At 72.4% G+C, this 15,989-nt stretch carries 16 protein-coding genes; 9 read left to right on the top strand and 7 right to left on the bottom strand.

All coding sequences use genetic code 11. The features are described from left to right. Window positions 1–217: 217 nt before the first annotated feature. The 4 genes from IG54_RS38005 to IG54_RS0117290 form a co-directional block, all read right to left on the bottom strand. Window positions 218–1,057: a hypothetical protein gene (locus tag IG54_RS38005; RefSeq protein WP_158708880.1), complete on the bottom strand. Its 840-nt coding sequence runs from the start codon at window positions 1,055–1,057 to the stop codon at window positions 218–220. Then, complete coding sequence (locus IG54_RS0117300; protein ID WP_030784304.1) at window positions 1,054–1,395, bottom strand: PadR family transcriptional regulator; 342 nt, start codon at window positions 1,393–1,395, stop codon at window positions 1,054–1,056. Before IG54_RS0117300 ends, IG54_RS38005 begins: the two co-directional genes overlap by 4 nt. A gap of 52 nt (window positions 1,396–1,447) precedes the next feature. Continuing rightward, complete coding sequence (locus IG54_RS0117295) at window positions 1,448–2,179, bottom strand: CPBP family intramembrane glutamic endopeptidase (protein ID WP_037897296.1); 732 nt, start codon at window positions 2,177–2,179, stop codon at window positions 1,448–1,450. A gap of 164 nt (window positions 2,180–2,343) precedes the next feature. Further along, window positions 2,344–2,967, bottom strand: coding sequence for a TIGR03086 family metal-binding protein (locus tag IG54_RS0117290; protein WP_051819566.1), 624 nt, complete (start codon window positions 2,965–2,967; stop codon window positions 2,344–2,346). Between the two features lie 133 nt (window positions 2,968–3,100). Here IG54_RS0117290 and IG54_RS0117285 point away from each other — a divergent pair, with 133 nt between their 5' ends. Beyond that, window positions 3,101–4,303, top strand: a complete 1,203-nt coding sequence (locus IG54_RS0117285) for an MFS transporter (protein ID WP_037897294.1) — start codon at window positions 3,101–3,103, stop codon at window positions 4,301–4,303. Here IG54_RS0117285 and IG54_RS0117280 read toward each other — a convergent pair. Then, the gene (locus tag IG54_RS0117280; RefSeq protein WP_030784293.1) at window positions 4,278–5,630 is read right to left on the bottom strand and encodes a S28 family serine protease; all 1,353 of its coding nucleotides are present in this window, start codon (window positions 5,628–5,630) and stop codon (window positions 4,278–4,280) included. The two genes, IG54_RS0117285 and IG54_RS0117280, sit on opposite strands and share 26 nt — an antisense overlap. Window positions 5,631–6,024: 394 nt before the next feature. Here IG54_RS0117280 and IG54_RS0117275 point away from each other — a divergent pair, with 394 nt between their 5' ends. From IG54_RS0117275 to IG54_RS0117245, 7 genes are all read left to right on the top strand, one after another. Beyond that, window positions 6,025–6,795 carry a DeoR/GlpR family DNA-binding transcription regulator gene (locus IG54_RS0117275; protein WP_030784290.1) on the top strand — a complete coding sequence of 257 codons (771 nt, stop codon included), beginning with the start codon at window positions 6,025–6,027 and terminating at the stop codon, window positions 6,793–6,795. Window positions 6,796–6,880: 85 nt separating this feature from the next. Beyond that, window positions 6,881–8,245, top strand: a complete 1,365-nt coding sequence (locus IG54_RS0117270; RefSeq protein ID WP_030784288.1) for an ABC transporter substrate-binding protein — start codon at window positions 6,881–6,883, stop codon at window positions 8,243–8,245. Next, on the top strand, window positions 8,242–9,192 hold the full coding sequence (locus IG54_RS0117265; RefSeq protein ID WP_030784285.1) for a carbohydrate ABC transporter permease: 951 nt from the start codon (window positions 8,242–8,244) through the stop codon (window positions 9,190–9,192). The genes IG54_RS0117270 and IG54_RS0117265 overlap by 4 nt, the downstream gene beginning before the upstream one ends. After that, window positions 9,189–10,028: a carbohydrate ABC transporter permease gene (locus IG54_RS0117260; protein ID WP_030784282.1), complete on the top strand. Its 840-nt coding sequence runs from the start codon at window positions 9,189–9,191 to the stop codon at window positions 10,026–10,028. Before IG54_RS0117265 ends, IG54_RS0117260 begins: the two co-directional genes overlap by 4 nt. Next, window positions 10,025–11,014 (top strand): zinc-dependent alcohol dehydrogenase family protein, encoded by a 990-nt coding sequence (locus IG54_RS0117255; RefSeq protein WP_030784280.1) that lies wholly within the window; start codon window positions 10,025–10,027, stop codon window positions 11,012–11,014. The genes IG54_RS0117260 and IG54_RS0117255 overlap by 4 nt, the downstream gene beginning before the upstream one ends. Before the next feature lie 54 nt (window positions 11,015–11,068). Then, window positions 11,069–11,290 (top strand): hypothetical protein, encoded by a 222-nt coding sequence (locus IG54_RS0117250; protein WP_030784278.1) that lies wholly within the window; start codon window positions 11,069–11,071, stop codon window positions 11,288–11,290. Between the two features lie 100 nt (window positions 11,291–11,390). Next, window positions 11,391–12,608: a TerD family protein gene (locus IG54_RS0117245; protein WP_030784274.1), complete on the top strand. Its 1,218-nt coding sequence runs from the start codon at window positions 11,391–11,393 to the stop codon at window positions 12,606–12,608. 78 nt (window positions 12,609–12,686) lie between these two features. Here the strand turns inward: IG54_RS0117245 and IG54_RS0117240 are convergent, their stop codons facing one another. Beyond that, a complete protein-coding gene (locus tag IG54_RS0117240; protein ID WP_030784272.1) occupies window positions 12,687–12,914 on the bottom strand; it encodes a CarD family transcriptional regulator in 228 nt (75 codons plus the stop codon). 287 nt (window positions 12,915–13,201) lie between these two features. On the opposite strand from IG54_RS0117240, the gene IG54_RS0117235 reads away from it, so the two are divergent. Further along, the gene (locus IG54_RS0117235) at window positions 13,202–14,140 is read left to right on the top strand and encodes a serine/threonine-protein kinase (protein ID WP_051819564.1); all 939 of its coding nucleotides are present in this window, start codon (window positions 13,202–13,204) and stop codon (window positions 14,138–14,140) included. Window positions 14,141–14,266: 126 nt separating this feature from the next. Here IG54_RS0117235 and IG54_RS0117230 read toward each other — a convergent pair whose 3' ends face one another. Continuing rightward, the gene (locus IG54_RS0117230) at window positions 14,267–15,745 is read right to left on the bottom strand and encodes a hypothetical protein (RefSeq protein WP_030784267.1); all 1,479 of its coding nucleotides are present in this window, start codon (window positions 15,743–15,745) and stop codon (window positions 14,267–14,269) included. Between the last annotated feature and the right edge of the window lie 244 nt (window positions 15,746–15,989).

Raw genomic sequence — 15,989 nt, 5'->3', positions numbered from 1 at the left:
GGATCAGGCCGCACTTGGGTGGCGGTCACCTTTCTGCGCTGGTGAGCGGGGTCTGGTGCGTCGAGATGCAAGGCGGAGGAGGGCGGCAACGCGATGGGGTCGCCCCCTGCTCGAGCGAAGCCGAGAGCTTGGATGGGGTCTCCCCTGCTCGAGCGAAGCCGAGAGCTTGGGGAAGTGCCAGACCCCGCGACCCGCGGCATGATCCGCCGGACAGGCCCTAGGTCCGGTTCCGGTCGCGCCGGACGCGCCACGACTGGCCGACCACGACCAGCAGGATCGGCACGCAGGCACCGACCAGCAGGCCTGCCGCCTGGCCGAGCCCGGAGCCCGCGCCGTCGTCGAGCGCGGACGAGATCCCCGAGACGGTCACCGCGGCGAGGACGACGCCTGCCAGGACGTAGAACTTCCGGCTCAGGAAGTTGCTCCGCTCCGGCGCGGGCGGCGGCGAGGCGATCTCCGCGCCGGGACCGAGACTGGCCGCCCTCGGCCGCTTGAACCACGCGTGCACCAGCCAGGTGCCGCACGCCTCCCACCCGTCGGGCGCGAGGCGTGCGTCCAGGCCCTCGCGGCCGCGCGCGACCAGCTCGCGCCGGTACTCCCAGCGCTGCGGGTGCTCGGGGTCACGGCGGCTGACGAAGCGGCCGAGCGCGTCGACCCGCTCCACCTCCCAGCCCTCGTCGCCGAAGCGGTTCAACAGCTCCTCGTCGACGTAGATGTCGGCGGTCCAGCGCCAGGTCTCGACATGGGCGGCCGGGGTCCGTGGTGCCCGCTCCCCCGTGGCGGGCACCAGCAGCTCGGCGAACTCGTCGGCCGGGCCGAACTCCTCCAGCGCGTCACCTCCCGCCTCCTCCAGATGCGCGGCCAGTTCCGCGACGGTCGACTCGACTCGGTCGGCGGGCAGGCCGCGCGCCCGCAGCCGACCGGCGAGGTCGAGGAGGTAACTGTCCTGTTCGTACCGCGTGTTCACCGCGTCCGCTCCGTCCACTGTGCTCGTCCCATCCACCGCGCTCGTCTCGTTCACCGTGCTCGTCCCGTCCACCCCGCTCGCCCCGTTCATCGCTCTCCCACTCCCGCCCCCGCCAGGACCTCGCGCACGGACGCGTCGAAGGCCAGCCACAGCCCGCCCTGCTCGCCGAGGGTCTCCCGGCCCGCGTCGGTGAGCCGGTAGTAGCGCCGCCCCGGACCCTTCTCGGCGACGCGGAACTCCGCGGCGACCAGACCCGCCTCCTCCAGGCGGTTGAGCACGGGATAGAGCGTGCCGCCCTTGATCTGCCCGAAGCCCGCGGCACCGAGCTGCTTGGCGATCTCGTAGCCGTAGCTCTCACCGCCGGTGAGGCTCGCGAGGACGAGGAGGTCGAGTACGCCCTTGAACCAGCTGGCGCGGCGGTCGGTCATGGCGTGAGGCCTTTCTTCGGCACGGCCGTCTCCCGTGGGCGGAGGTCTCCGGTCATGCGGCGGACGGGGCACAAAGCTTGTCCGGCGCGGGCAGCGTGAGGTCGCGCACGGAGAGGGCCACATGGGCCACGACGGGGAGCAGCAGGCTGCCCGTGGCGAGGTAGAGGCCGGTCAGCACGGCGCCGAGGAGGCCGAAGACGGCGACGCCCTGGCGGCCCTGGTAGAACCCGGCGACCGCGTACACGAGGACCGAGAGGGCCGCCGCCCCATAGAGGGGGAGGCCGAGCGCGCCGACGCCGAAGGCGATGAGCAGGCCGCGGTAGACGAGGTTGGCGCAGATGCCGTCGGTCACGGCGACGACGATCGCGAGCCTGCGCTCCTCGGCGGTGCGCGGCAGCATGGCCTCGATGGAGGCGAGCCCCGGCACGTTCTTGCCCTGCTCGGCCAGGCTGCGGAAGTTGCGCCCCGACGCCACGGCGAGCGCGGCGAAGATGAGGGCCAGGGTCAGGGAGTAGAGGGGCCGTTCGGGCGCGGTGATGCCGAAGTCGGCGGCGTCGGCGCCCGGCGAGAGCAGCAGCGCCGCCACGGCGACGGCGGCGAAGGCCGCCCACACGGCGAGCACGAGGCCGAAGTAGCGGACGAGGGCGCGGGGTTCGGCGTCCCTGCGCCGGGCCAGCGAGGCGTAGGTCCGGCGGCCGGCCCAGGGCTCGCCGAGCAGCAGATAGGCGGCGAGCACGGCCGTGACGGTCGTCGATGCGACCGAGAAGTCCGGCGAGATGGTCATGGGTCCCCCTTCCCGAGGGGGCCGCGCGGTGCGTGTCCACGCCTGTCGCGCGGCCCCTGAGCGTCTGAGCTACCTAGACCGTATGGCGACCTAGTCAGGAATGCAATCTATCTCGCTACGCCGACTTCCGGGCGGCCGGTCCCGGGCCCTGGCGCATCCGCCCGTCAGCCCCCGGCACGCCACCCCGGGTCGCGGCCGCTCAGACCGATCACGCGGTCCAGGAGAGGCGCCCCTTCCGGGACCGGGACCGGCTTGCCGAACAGCCCGTCCGGCTCCCCGCCCGCCTCGCCGGTGGGTGTCAGCAGCGCCCGCGCGCCCTCCAGGTCGGCCTCGTCCGGCGCGTACTCCTGGCCGGTGGCCCGCGCCAGGTCCCAGCCGTGGACGACCAGTTCATCGAGGGCGACGAGGCCCGCGACCTCGCCGGGCAGGTCGACGCCGCCCGCCCGGGTCATGCCCTGCCGGGCCGCCGGGTCGCGCCAGGCCCCGGCGAGGGCGTCCAGGGCTTCGGCCAGCTCCTCGCGCCAGCCGGGGCCGATGTCCGGCACATGACTCGCGGGGTCCGTGTCCAGTGCCGGCCCGAACTCCTTGCGCGCCGCCTGCTCGAAGGCGCGGGCGAGGCCGATCAGATGGCCGAGGAGGTGCCGTACCGCGTAGTCGGGGCAGGGTGTGGGCGCCGCGAGCTGTCCGTCCGTGATGCGTTCGGCGAGGCGTGCCACCAGGCGGGCCTGCGGGCCGAGGTCGAGGATGTCACCGGAATCAGTGTCACCGGACGGGATGTCACCGGTCATCGGGGCCTCCGCTAAGGCAGCTGTATCGGTAGGTCTCCTCTGGTGACCGGCCGCGTGCCCCGAACTCATCGGTCCGCGTTAGGGAAAGCGCCCGATTCCGACGCCGGGGCCTTAGAAACCAGCATCACCTGGCATGACATCGACGATCGGGCGCGTCCTGCGGGACCGCAACGCGAGCCTCTATCTGGGCGCGGTGGTGGTCTCCGGTTTCGGGACCTCCGCGCTGTGGCTGGCCTCCGGCATCTGGGTGAAGGAGCTGACGGGCTCCGACGGGCTCGCCGCGCTCTGCCAGTTCGCCCTGTGGGCGCCCGCCCTCATCGGCCCGCTGCTCGGCACCCTCGCCGACCGCACCCGCCGCAAACCGCTCCTGGTGGCCGCCAACCTCGCGCTCGGCGTGCTGCTCCTCTCCCTGTTCGCCGTGGACGGCACGGGACAGCTCTGGATCCTCTTCGCCGTCCTCCTGGTGTACGGGGCGTGCGGCGTCGTCACGGACGCGGCGGAGGCCGCGCTGGTGCCGACGGCCGTCGGCAAGGAGCTGCTCGGCGACTTCAACGGCCTGCGGATGTCCGCCAATGAGGGCATGAAGCTGGTGGCGCCCCTCGCGGGGGCGGGCCTCTTCGCCGCGTACGGGGGCGCTCGCGTGGCCCTCCTGGACGCCGTCACGTTTGTACTGGCCGCGGGCATGTACGGGCTGCTGCGGGTGCGGGAGAGTGCCCCGGTGCGTGAGCGGGCGTCCCTGCGGGAGCGGACCGCCGAGGGGGCCCGCTATCTGTGGGGGCACGAGCGGCTGCGGCCCCTCGTGGTGGCGGGCGGTCTGACGATGCTGTCGTCGGGCGTCAGCGGCGCGCTGGTGTACGCGATCGTGGAGGGGCTCGGCCGCTCCCCCGCGTACACGGGCGTGCTGTACGTCGTGCAGGGCGCCGGATCCGTCGCGGTGGGCGTGGCGTCGGGGGCGCTGCTGCGGCGCTTCGGGGCGTGGCGGTTCGGCGGGGCGGGCATCGCGCTGACCGGGGTGGCGGCGGGCCTGAGCGCGCTGCCGAGTGACGCGGCGGTCCTCGCGGGAAGCTTCGCGAACGGCGTCGGGCTGCCCTGCGTGCTGATCGCGGGGCTGACGGCGGTGCAGCGCGAGACCCCTGACGCGCTGCTCGGCCGGGTGGCGGCGACCGCCAACACGCTGATGTTCACCCCGACCGCGGTCGGCATCGCGGCGGGCGCGGCCCTCGTGGAGTGCGTGGACGTCCGTGTGCTGCTGCCGGTGCTCGCGGGGGCGCGGCTGCTGATCGCCGCGCCCCTGCTCCTCGGGTGCCGGGCTACTTCACGTCCGCCCAGCGCTTGATGGTGGCCACGGCCTTCGTCCGCTCGGCCTCGGGCAGCGCAGCGATCGACGCGCCGTGGTTGGCGCCCGGCACCTCGTAGCGGTAGGAGTCGTGGCGGCTCGGGGTGAAGCGCTCCGCGCTCCAGGGGTCGTTCTGGCCGTAGATGAACATCATCCGCCGACCGCTGCTCTTCACCCAGCGGTCGACGTCGGCCACGGTCGCGCCGTTGTACGTGCCGCGCATGGCGGCGGGCAGCACCGAGTTGGGCTGGTAGAGGTCCGGGTAGTGCCGGACGTCCTTGAGGTGCTTGAACTTCAGGTCGGCCCAGCCGAGTTGGGTGGCGGCCTGGCGGTAGTAGGGGCCGGAGCCGTTGGTGCCGAGGTCCTCGTCGCGGTAGACACTCAGGCCGTGCTTCTTCGACCAGCCGTACAGCTCGTCGTCGGTAGCCCTCTTCGCGTCGGGGACGGTGGAGCAGTCGGCGGCGGTGCCGGACTGCCAGAAGTTCCACACCTGGTCCAGGACCGCGAACTCGTAGGCCCGGTCGGTGGTGCCGAGGGTCTCCTCGAACGTGTCGCCGTCCGCCTTCGCGTCGGCCTCGAACTTGGGGAGCAGCGTGTCGCGGCGTACGAGCATCTCGCGCTGTACGGCGTTCAGCGCGTCCCGGCACTCCTTGGTGCCGACCGTCTTGAAGAAGCGCTCGTAGCCGCTGTCGTCGCGGTGGACGGCGTCGTTGGGAGCGACGAAGGCGACGACGGCGTCCAGGTCGCCGGGGTAGTAGCGCTCGTGGTAGGTGGCGGTCATGCCGCCCTTGCTGGCGCCCGTGCCGAGCCACTTGCCCTTCTCGATGGTGCGCAGGGCGCGGGTGAGGCGGTGCTCGTCGGCGGCCTCCTGCTGGACGGTCATCTTGGACCAGTCGTCGCCCGCCGCGCCGGACGGGCGGGACCGGGCGAAGTAGCGGTGTTCGACGCTGACTTGGTTGGCGTCGATCAGCCGGGTGAGGGAGGCGGTGCCACCGGGGAGGGTGTAGCCGCTGGTGTAGAGGACGGTCGGCTTGTCCGTGGACTTGTGCCAGAGCGTGGCGCGCTGCGTGAAGGTGGCGCCGCCGGGTTTGCGGTGGTCGACGGGCTGGACGTACGTCAGCGTGTAGAGGGGGTGGCCCTCCTTGTCCGCGACGGAGACGACCTTCATGCCGGGTATCTTCTCCAGCCGTTCGCGCACGGAGTCGGTGGCCGTGCCCTGGACGGCGGCCTGCCCGCCCTGTGCGGTGGCGGGTGCCACGCCGCCGAGCACCGTGGCACCCGCTGTCAGCGCGGCGCAGACCAGCCCGGATATCGCCTTGTTGCGCACCTTGTCTCCTCTGTCCCCTGGTACCGGAGCGACGATTGGTGCGCGGATCGTAACGGCGATCAACCCGGGTGCGACAGGGCCCGCGAGCGGCGCCGGGCTGCTGCCGCCCATGCCGCGTGCGCGGCGAAGGCGGCGGCCACGCGGTGGGCTTCACCCCGCGCTCCCGGGGCGTGGATTCGCCGATCCGGTTCGGGCCGGGCGGCAAACGGGCGGCCCGCTCCCCCGAAACGGGCACGCCTGCCGCCCGCACCGCAGGCGGCCACCCCGCCAAGCGGGCGCAAACGGGCAGCATCCCGCCCGCTGCGCACCTGGTCACGCCCTTGCCCGCGCTGTAGAACTTCCCCACAGGGCCCGAACGGGCACGCTCGGACCAGGGAAGAAGGTGGTGGCGCCGATGACCGCGGAGGAACGTCAGCGGCTGATCGTCAGTGCGGCCCGCCACTCCGGTTCCGTCGACGTGACGGCGCTCGCCGCCCAGCTCGGCGTCGCGAAGGAGACCGTCCGCCGCGACCTGCGCGCCCTGGAGGACCACGGCCTGGTCCGCCGCACCCACGGCGGCGCCTACCCCGTGGAGAGCGCGGGTTTCGAGACCACGCTCGCCTTCCGCACGACCATGCACGTCCCGGAGAAGCGGCGCATCGCCGCCGCCGCGGCCGGGCTGCTCGGCGACGCCGAGACGGTCTTCGTCGACGAGGGGTTCACGCCCCAGCTGACCGCCGAGGCGCTGCCCGGGGCGTCGGCCGGCCGGCCGCTGACCGTCGTGACCGCCTCACTGGCCACCGCGGGCGTCCTCGCGGAGGCCGACCACATCACCGTCCTGCTGCTCGGCGGGCGGGTCCGGCCGGGCACGCTCGCCACCGTCGACCACTGGACGACCCGCATGCTGGCCGGGTTCGTCATCGACCTGGCCTACATCGGCGCCAACGGCATCTCCCGCGAGCACGGCCTGACGACGCCCGACCCGGCGGTCAGCGAGGTGAAGGCGCAGGCGATCAGGGCGTCGCGGCGCACCGTCTTCCTGGGCGTGCACACCAAGTTCGGGGCGACGAGCTTCTGCCGGTTCGCGGGGATCGGCGACCTGGACACGATCGTCACGAGCAGCCGCCTGCCCGCCTCCGAGGCCCACCGCTACTCCCTCCTCGGCCCGCAGGTCGTCCGCGCCTGACGTCCCCCCTGCGGCACACCGTGCCCCCGCACGCCTTGGCGTGCCCGGAAAATACATAATCCTCCCCTTAAGTCCAGGAGCACTTATGCGAACCCCGAGCCGACCAAGGCCGCGCGCGCTCGCCGCGGCCGCCGCAGGGGCGCTGCTCGCCCCGCTGCTCGCCGGCTGCTGGACCGGCGCGGGCGGGACCGGTTCAGGCGACTCCCTGAACGTCCTCATGGTGAACAACCCGCAGATGATGGAGCTGCGCAAGCTCACCGCCGCCCACTTCACCCGGCGGACCGGCATCGAGGTGAACTTCACCGTCCTGCCGGAGAACGACGTCCGCGACAAGATCAGCCAGGACTTCGCCAACCAGGCGGGACAGTACGACGTCGCCACCCTGAGCAACTACGAGATACCGATCTACGCCAGGAACGGCTGGCTGCACGAGGTCGGTTCGTACGCCCGTGAGGACACGGCGTACGACGAGAAGGACATCCTGCCGTCCATGCGCCAGTCCCTCACCGGCGACGACGGCAAGCTCTACGGACAGCCCTTCTACGGAGAGTCGTCCTTCCTGATGTACCGCAAGGACGTCTTCAAGAAGGCGGGCCTGACGATGCCCGAGCACCCCACCTGGCAGCAGGTGGCGAGGCTCGCCGCCCGGGTGGACGGCGCGCAGCCGGGCATGAAGGGCATCTGCCTGCGCGGCCTGCCCGGCTGGGGCGAGCTGATGGCGCCGCTGACGACCGTGGTGAACACCTTCGGAGGCACCTGGTTCGACAAGGACTGGAAGGCGCGCCTGGACTCCCCCGAGTTCGGAAAGGCAACTCGCTTCTACGTAGACCTCGTTCGCGAACACGGCCAGTCCGGGGCCGCCCAGTCCGGCTATGCCGAGTGCCTCAACAACCTCACCCAGGGCAAGACGGCCATGTGGTACGACGCGACGGCCGCCGCCGGTTCGCTGGAGTCCGCCACGTCCCCGGTCAGGGGCAGGATCGGCTACGCACCCGCCCCGGTGGTGCGGACGGAGAACTCCGGGTGGCTCTACACCTGGGCCTGGGGCATGCAGAAGGCCTCCAGGAACCCCGACAAGGCCTGGAAGTTCATCTCCTGGGCGTCGGGCAAGGAGTACGAGGAACTGGTCGGCGAGAAGACCGGCTGGGCGGACGTCCCCGCCGGGAAGCGCGCCTCGACGTACGCGAACCCCGCCTACCGCAAGGCAGCCGCCGCCTTCCAGGACGTCACCCGCGCCGCCGTCGAAGGGGCCAGGCCCCGCGACCCGGGCGTACAGCCGCGCCCCGCGCCCGGCATCCAGTTCGTCGGCATCCCCGAGTTCACCGACCTCGGCACCAAGGTCTCCCAGGAGATCAGCGCGGCCATCGCCGGACGCCAGTCCGTCGACGCGGCGCTGCGCACGTCCCAGCGGCTCGCCGAGAAGATCTCCGAGGAGTACGAGGGACGATGACCGCCACCGCCACCGGCACGCCCGCCCTCACCCACGCGCGCGTGCCCGCCCCGAGGCCTCCCGGACGGCTGCGCGCCTGGGCCACCAGGGCGCCCCTGCTCCCCGCCCTCGTCTTCATGATCGCCGTGACCCAGCTGCCGTTCGTGGCCACCCTGGTGATCTCCTTCTTCGACTGGAACGCCCTCTATCCGCACGCCCGTTCCTTCACCTGGTTCGCCAACTACTCCGAGGTCCTCACCGACCCCGACCTGCGCGCCTCGGTCCTGACCACGATCCTGCTCACGGCGTCCGTGGTCCTCGCGAGCCTCGTCCTGGGGCTCGGCCTCGCACTGCTGCTCGACCGCCGGTTCAAGGGGCGCGGCCTCGTGCGCACGCTGCTCATCGCGCCGTTCCTGCTGGTGCCGGTGGCCGCCGCGCTGCTGTGGAAGCACGTGCTCTACAACCCCGAGTACGGCCTGTTCAACGGCCTTCTGCGCTGGGCCGGCGGGGAGGGCGCGGCGCAGCCCGACTGGATCTCCACCACCCCGCTGCTCGCCATCGAGGCCTCGCTGGTGTGGCAGTGGACGCCCTTCATGATGCTGATCCTGCTCGCGGGGCTCCAGAGCCGCGATACCGAACTGGTCGAAGCGGCCCGCATGGACGGCGCGGGCGACTGGCAGGTCTTCCGCCATCTGACGCTGCCGCACCTGCGCCGCTATCTCGAACTGGGCGCCCTGCTCGGCTCGATCCACATCGTGCAGAACTTCGACGCCGTCTTCACCCTCACCTCGGGCGGCCTCGGCACCGCCAACCTCCCCTACACCGTCTACCAGAGCTTCTACCAGGCACACGAGAACGGCCTGGCCTCCGCGGCCGGCGTCCTCGTCGTCATCGGCTCGCTCCTCATCGCGACCTTCGTACTGCGGGTCGTCTCGTCCCTGTTCCGTGAGGAGGCGTCCCGCGCATGAGTAACGTACGCGTCAAAGGTGCCAAAGGTGTCGGGCTCGGTCTGACCGCGTGGCTCGCCGGGATCCTGTTCTTCCTGCCCCTCGCCTGGATGGCGCTGACCTCCTTCCACTCGGAGGAGGACGCGGCCACCAACCCGCCCTCGCTCGCCGCCTCGCTCACCCTGGACGGCTACCGCGACTTCTTCGGGGCGGGCGGCGGCGCGAGCCCCTGGCCGTCGCTCATCAACTCCGCGGTGGCCTCAATCGTCTCCACGCTCTGCGTGCTCGTGCTGGCCCTGCCCGCCGCGTACGCCCTGTCCATCAGGCCCGTGAAGAAGTGGACGGACGTGCTCTTCTTCTTCCTGTCCACGAAGATGCTGCCGGCCGTGGCGGGCCTGCTGCCCCTGTACCTCTTCGCCAGGAACACCGGGCTGCTGGACAACATCTGGCTGCTCGTCCTCCTCTACACCTCGATGAACCTGCCGATCGCGGTGTGGATGATGCAGTCCTTCCTCGCCGAGGTGCCGAAGGCCGTCATCGAGGCCGCGCGGATCGACGGGGCGCGGCTGCCGACCATCCTCGCGCGCGTGGTGGCGCCCATCGCGCTGCCCGGCATCGCCGCGACCTCCCTGATCTGCTTCATCTTCAGCTGGAACGAACTGCTCTTCGCGCGGGTGCTCACGGGCGTCGTCGCCCAGACCGCGCCCGTCTTCCTGACCGGCTTCATCACCAGCCAGGGCCTGTTCCTGGCGAAGGTGTGCGCCGCGTCGCTCGTGATCTCCCTGCCGGTGCTCGCCGCGGGGTTCGCCGCCCAGGACAAGCTGGTCCAGGGCCTGTCGTTGGGAGCCGTGAAATGAAGGCCGCGATCGTCGAGTCGGTGGGCAAGGTCGTCGTCGGCGAGGTGCCCGACCCGGCGCCCGGCCCCCGCGAGGTCGTCGTGGAGGTCGCCGCGTGCGGCCTGTGCGGCACCGACCTGCACATCCGCCAGGGGGAGTTCGCGCCCACGCTGCCGGTGGTGCCCGGCCACGAGTTCGCCGGTACCGTCGTCGAGCGGGGCCGTGACGTCACCGGGCTCGCCCTCGGCGACCGGGTCGCGGTCGACCCCTCGCTGCACTGCCACGAGTGCCGCCAGTGCCGGGCCGGGCGGGGCAACATGTGCGAGCGGTGGGCCGCGATCGGCGTGACCACGGCGGGCGGCGCCGCCCAGTACGCCCTCGCGCCCGCCGCCAACTGCGTACGGCTCCCCGACCACGTACGCACCCAGGACGCCGCCCTGATCGAGCCGCTGTCCTGCGCGGTGCGCGGCTACGACGTGCTGCGGGCGCGGCTCGGGGCGCACGTGCTGATCTACGGCTCGGGAACGATGGGCCTGATGATGCTGGAACTGGCCAAGCGGACCGGCGCCGCGAGTGTCGATGTCGTCGACGTCAACCCGCGGCGGCTCGCGACGGCGGCGCGGCTCGGGGTCTCGGGCTCGGCGGCCGGCGCCGACGAACTGGACCGCCCGGAGGGCTGGGACGTGGTGATCGACGCGACGGGCAACGCGGGCGCCATCCAGGACGGCCTGGACCGGGTCGCCAAGGCGGGCACGTTCCTCCAGTTCGGCGTCGCCGACTACGCCACGCGCGTCACCATCGACCCGTACCGGATCTACAACCAGGAGATCACCATCACCGGTTCGATGGCGGTCCTGCACAGCTACGAACGCGCGGCCGAACTCTTCGCGGCGGGGGTGCTCGACCCGGAGGTGTTCATCAGCGACCGGCTGCCGCTGGACGACTACCCGCTGGCACTGGACCGGTTCGCCGCCGGGCTGGGCCGGAAGATCGTCGTGGTGCCGTGACGGCTAGGCCGTGATTCGGTATCGGTGCGGCAGGGCCGGACGTACGCTCCGGCCATGCCGAGACCTCATGGATTCACCTACGAACAGCGCGCGGACGGCACTGTCGTGATCACCCACGGCGGACGTGCCGCCGGGACGCTCCGCGGTGCCCGCGCCGAACAGTTCCTCGCCGAGGCGGCGAGTGGCGACCCCCAGCTGGTGATGGCCCGCTGGACCGGCAACTACAAGCACGGCAACGAGCGCGCCGCCCGCGCCCACCCGCGCAACCGCGGCTGAGACCCGGGCAAGGGGCCGCCGCGCGCCGGACCGGGAAAATTCCCTGGCCGGGTAAGGGAACGGCAAAGAGGGGTCGTTCGTTACCCCTGGCATGACAGCTATGACCCCCGGCTCGAACATCCCCCTGACCGCCGCCCGCGTGGCGGTGGACGTCGCCGCTCCGGTGCGGCTCGACGTATCGGGCCTGCTGCTCACCGCCGACGGCAAGGTGCGCTCCGACGACGACTTCATCTTCTTCAACCAGCCCTCGGGCCCCGGTGTGACCTATCAGTCGGGCGGTGGCACGACCCCCGACAAGATCACCGTGGACACGGCCTCCGTGCCGTCCGGCATCGAGAAGATCGTCGTGACCGCGAGCCCGGACGCGGCGGGCCAGACCTTCCAGGGCATCGAGCCCACCGCCACCATCCGCAACGCGGACGACGGCTCCGTGCTCGCCACCTTCACCCCGCCGCAGCTCGGCACCGAGACGGCCCTGGTGATCGTCGAGATCTATCTGCGCAACGGCGCGTGGAAGGCCCGCGCGGTCGGCCAGGGGTACGCGAACGGCCTCGCGGGCATCGCGACGGACTTCGGCGTCTCGGTCGAGGAGCCCGCCCCGGCCCCGGCCGCCACCCCCGCCGCCCCGATGGCTCCCCCGGCGGGCCAGCCGGTCCAGGGTCCGCCCCCGCCGGTCGCCGACCCGCGTCAGGCCGCCCCGGCCGCGCCCGCCGCTCCCCCGGCGCCCGCGCCCGGCGCCGGGAAGATCAACCTGGACAAGGGCCGGGTCAGCCTCCAGAAGAACCAGACGGTGTCCCTGGTCAAGGGCGGCAAGCCGCTGCTCTCCCAGGTCAAGATGGGCCTCGGCTGGGAGCCCGCGTTCCGTGGCAAGGACATCGACCTGGACGCCTCCGTCATCGCGTACGGCCCGAATCGCAACCACGTCGACAGCTGCTACTTCGGCAAGCTGTCGATCGTGAACGGCGCGATCAAGCACTCCGGTGACAACCTCACGGGCGAGGGCGGCGGCGACGACGAGGTGATCGTCGTCGACCTCGGCCGCCTCCCGCAGGACGTCACGGGCCTGGTCTTCACGGTGAACTCCTTCTCCGGGCAGAAGTTCACCGAGGTCGCCAAGGCCTACTGCCGTCTGATCGACGCGGCGTCCGGCGAGGAGCTGGTCCGCTTCGACCTGACCAACGCCGAGGCGCAGACGGGCGTCATGATGGCCAAGCTCATCAAGCAGTTCACCGGCGAGTGGGAAATGACCGGTATGGGGCAGTTCGTCAAGTCCCGCACCGTGCGCGGCATGGTGAAGCCGGCGGCACAGGCGCTGTAGGGCACGCATGCGTGAGGGGCGGAAGGCCGCATGCGCGGCCCGCCGCCCCTCACGTGCGTCGGATCAGGTCTTCGGATGTCAGAGCTTGGCGAGCTTCGGGTAGGGACTCAGGAACCGTCCCTGACGGCCCGCGAAGTCGATGACGACCGCGTCCTCTCCCTCGACGCCGACGATCCTCCCGAGTCCGTACTGGTCGTGGGAGACACGGTCACCCACGGCGAACTGCTCTACGGGTGGGGCGGGCGGAGCGGGCACGTTGAAGGGACTGTTCGGCAGGTGGCGGCGCGAGCCGGCGGGCCTCGTCATATTCGAAGTATGCGCCCCCGGACGCCCGACGCACCATGCTCCGAGCTCACACCGCTCTCACATCGGTATGGAACAGACACACAAACCCCAGTCACGGCAACGTATCCGGCACCTCGGGACGACCCGAAAGGGTTACGGGAATCACGTTCCGTACCACGAGAGCGACGCACCGCGACGGCACGCCGCACGGCAGCCGCAACCGTACGATGCCCCTCAGACGTCGCACAGACCGTCAGATCATCCTGTCGCCGCAAGGGCCCGCCCCGGGCCCGCTGGAAGGAGCGCCCGTGGAGGTCGGCGGGTACCGGATCGTTTCACCGCTCGGCGAGGGCGACAGGGGCCGTGTCCAGCTGGCGCGGTCCGCGTCCGGGCGGCCGGTCGCCGTCAGGACGGTCCACGCGCACCTCGCGGCCGGCCCGGGGTTCCGTGAGCGCTTCCGGCGCGAGGCGGCCGCCGCGCGGGCCGTGACCGGCCCGTACTCGGCCGCCGTGCTCGACGCGGATCCGGACGCCGAGGAGCCGTGGCTCGCGGTCGAGTTCTGCGCGGGGCCGGGTCTGCCGGAGGCCGTGGCCACGTACGGGCCACTGGGCGACGCCGATCTCGCCGCGCTGGGCGCGGTGCTCGCCCACGCCCTGTCGGGGGTGCACGCGGCCGGGGTCGTCCACCGCGGCGTGAAGCCCTCCAACGTCATCGTCACCCGCACCGGGCCGAAGCTCCTCGGTTTCCGCGTCGCGGGGCGCACGGCCGACGAGGAGGACCCGGACGCCGGTGGCCCGGTCATCGGTTCGCCCGGCTTCATCGCCCCCGAGCTGCTGGCGCGGGACGCCCGGCCGGGGCCCGCGGCCGATGTGTTCGCGCTCGGCGCGGTCCTCACGGTGGCGGCGACCGGGCGGGGCCCGTTCGGTTCGGGCCGCGCCCCGGAGGTCCTGCACCGCACGCTGCACGAGGAGCCGGACCTGCTGGGCGTCCCGGGCGCCGCCTGGGCCGACTTCCTCGGCCGCTGTCTGACCCGCGCCCCGGCGGCCCGCCCCACGGTCGCGGAGGTGATGGCCTGGTGCGGGGAGCGGGCCGCGGCGTTCCCCTGGTGGGCGAGCGAACCGGTCGCCGACCTGATCCACCGCCATGAGGACGACATCACGGAACTGCTGGAGTGGGACGAGGACGCAATCGCGGCGCCGACCCCCTGGCCCGCGCCGCTGCCGGGAAAACACCGCGGGACACCTTGACCCGCGGTGCCCGCGGCGACTGGATGCAACGGCTCGGTCACGCATTACGCGTACTGACGGGTGAGCGGATCCCGGGTGGGCCTGGGCTGCCTGGCCCACCCGGGGTGCCGGGGCCCCTCCCCGGGCTCACATGCCTTGCTGGGACCTGGCCTTGAAGGCCGCCTTGCGGGCCTCCTTCGCCACCTTCTTGTCGGGGTGGAGGCGGCCCATCGCCTCCAGGACGTCCGCCGTCGCGGGGTGCTCCACCCGCCACGCGGTGGCGAAGAAGCCGCTGTGCTGCTGCGCGAGGCCTTCGACCAGGCCCTGAAGCTCGTCAGAGTTGCCCTCGGCGCTGAGCTGCGCGGCGAGCGTGTCGATGGTGAGCCAGAAGATGAGCTGCTCGGAGGGGGCGGGCACGTCCGTCGCCCCGTGCTCGGTGAGCCATACCCGGGCGAGCCCGCCGAGCTGCGGGTCGTCGAGCACCTCCCGCAGGGCGGGCTCCGCCTCGCCGCCGACCAGGGACAGCGCCTGCTGGCAGCGGAGCCTGCGCAGCGGCGCGCCCTCGTCGCCGCCGCGGGCCGCGGCCAGCAACTCCCGTGCGGCGGCCAGCGGTTCGTGCCGGGCGAGCCACTGCTCGATCTCCGCCTGCGCGGCGGCCTGCGGGAAGCCGGAGGTGCCCGCCAGGAGCGCGTCCGCGCCCTTGTCGGCGAGGTCGCCGACGGCGGGCGCGTCGACGCCGGCCTCCAGCATGCGGGCGCGGACGCCGTACAGGCCGAGGGGGGTGAGCCGGACCATGCCGTACCGGGTGACGTCCTCGTCGTCGATCGGCGCGGGCACCTCGGTGGCGCCGGTCGCACCGGTTTCGTCGGGGGCGTCGATCTCGGCCATGAGGGCCTCGTCCACCGGCTGGTACTCGACCAGGCCGAGCGGCTCGAAGAGGCGGAACTGGTCGTCGAGCTTCATCATCGCGTCCGACACCTGCTCCAGGATGTCGTCCGTGGGCTCGCCCATGTCGTCGGGGACGATCATCGAGGCGGCGAGCGCGGGCAGCGGCACGGGGCCCCCACCGGCCGCGGCGTCGCCCACGGTGAGCAGGTAGAGGTTGCCGAGGACGCCGTCGAGGAAGTCGGCCTCGGCCTGCGGGTCCCAGCCGAGCTGGTCGAAGTCGACCTCGCCGTTCTCCTCCAGGACGTCGAGGAGGTTGTCCATGTCCGGCACGGTGGCGTCCGCGTAGACGGTGTCCAGGGCGCCCAGCCAGACGCCGAGGACGTCCTGCGGGCCGCCCGCGGAGAGCACCGCGAGGTCCTCGCCCGGGGTGACGGTGCCTTCCGCGCCCTCCTCCTCGGCGTCAATGACCTCGACCAGGCCGGTGTCGACGGCGATCCGCCAGGCCTCGCTGGCGAGCGCGGCCGCGTCCGGGTCGTCCGCCGCGAGGCCCAGCTCGGCGGCGGCCGCCGGGAGCTGGGCGTCGACGAGTTCGCCGCCCGCGCCGACCCGGGTCTCGGGTCCCGCCCAGCGGGCGAGCCGCACGGCGCGGGACAGCAGCGGGCTGGCGAGCGCGGCCCGCGCGAGCTCCGCTTCGGAGTGCAGCAGCACCGGCGGCAGGGTGGCGGGGCTTACGGACATCGGCTGGTTCTCCTCCGGGGGGTGGGGCGCTCCCCTGCTCGACGGAGTCAAGAGCGCGGGGAAGGTCGGCAGGGCGCAAGCCTAGACGGATTTGGCACCATGCCGCCCGGTTCATGTCCCTGTCAGAAAACGTCCAGGTCAAGAACACCGGCACGACCTTGACAACTCCCCTGGTCACGCAAGAGATTGACGCGCGTAGAGCGCCCGCACGGCCCTGCACCGCAGCACCGTTCCCTCACCCTCA

The organism is Streptomyces sp. NRRL S-920 (genome assembly GCF_000717945.1).
In the GTDB taxonomy this organism is placed as follows: domain Bacteria; phylum Actinomycetota; class Actinomycetes; order Streptomycetales; family Streptomycetaceae; genus Streptomyces; species Streptomyces alboniger.
Note: the sequence above shows the minus strand (reverse complement) of the source record. Positions and strands in the feature narration are given on the sequence as shown.

Coding starts and splice junctions, on each gene's coding strand:
- IG54_RS38005 (WP_158708880.1), bottom strand. CDS start 1,057: ATGAACGGGGCGAGCGGGGTGGACGGGACGAGCACGGTGAACGAGACG.
- IG54_RS0117300 (WP_030784304.1), bottom strand. CDS start 1,395: ATGACCGACCGCCGCGCCAGCTGGTTCAAGGGCGTACTCGACCTCCTC.
- IG54_RS0117295 (WP_037897296.1), bottom strand. CDS start 2,179: ATGACCATCTCGCCGGACTTCTCGGTCGCATCGACGACCGTCACGGCC.
- IG54_RS0117290 (WP_051819566.1), bottom strand. CDS start 2,967: ATGACCGGTGACATCCCGTCCGGTGACACTGATTCCGGTGACATCCTC.
- IG54_RS0117285 (WP_037897294.1), top strand. CDS start 3,101: ATGACATCGACGATCGGGCGCGTCCTGCGGGACCGCAACGCGAGCCTC.
- IG54_RS0117275 (WP_030784290.1), top strand. CDS start 6,025: ATGACCGCGGAGGAACGTCAGCGGCTGATCGTCAGTGCGGCCCGCCAC.
- IG54_RS0117270 (WP_030784288.1), top strand. CDS start 6,881: ATGCGAACCCCGAGCCGACCAAGGCCGCGCGCGCTCGCCGCGGCCGCC.
- IG54_RS0117265 (WP_030784285.1), top strand. CDS start 8,242: ATGACCGCCACCGCCACCGGCACGCCCGCCCTCACCCACGCGCGCGTG.
- IG54_RS0117260 (WP_030784282.1), top strand. CDS start 9,189: ATGAGTAACGTACGCGTCAAAGGTGCCAAAGGTGTCGGGCTCGGTCTG.
- IG54_RS0117255 (WP_030784280.1), top strand. CDS start 10,025: ATGAAGGCCGCGATCGTCGAGTCGGTGGGCAAGGTCGTCGTCGGCGAG.
- IG54_RS0117250 (WP_030784278.1), top strand. CDS start 11,069: ATGCCGAGACCTCATGGATTCACCTACGAACAGCGCGCGGACGGCACT.
- IG54_RS0117245 (WP_030784274.1), top strand. CDS start 11,391: ATGACCCCCGGCTCGAACATCCCCCTGACCGCCGCCCGCGTGGCGGTG.
- IG54_RS0117240 (WP_030784272.1), bottom strand. CDS start 12,914: ATGACGAGGCCCGCCGGCTCGCGCCGCCACCTGCCGAACAGTCCCTTC.
- IG54_RS0117230 (WP_030784267.1), bottom strand. CDS start 15,745: ATGTCCGTAAGCCCCGCCACCCTGCCGCCGGTGCTGCTGCACTCCGAA.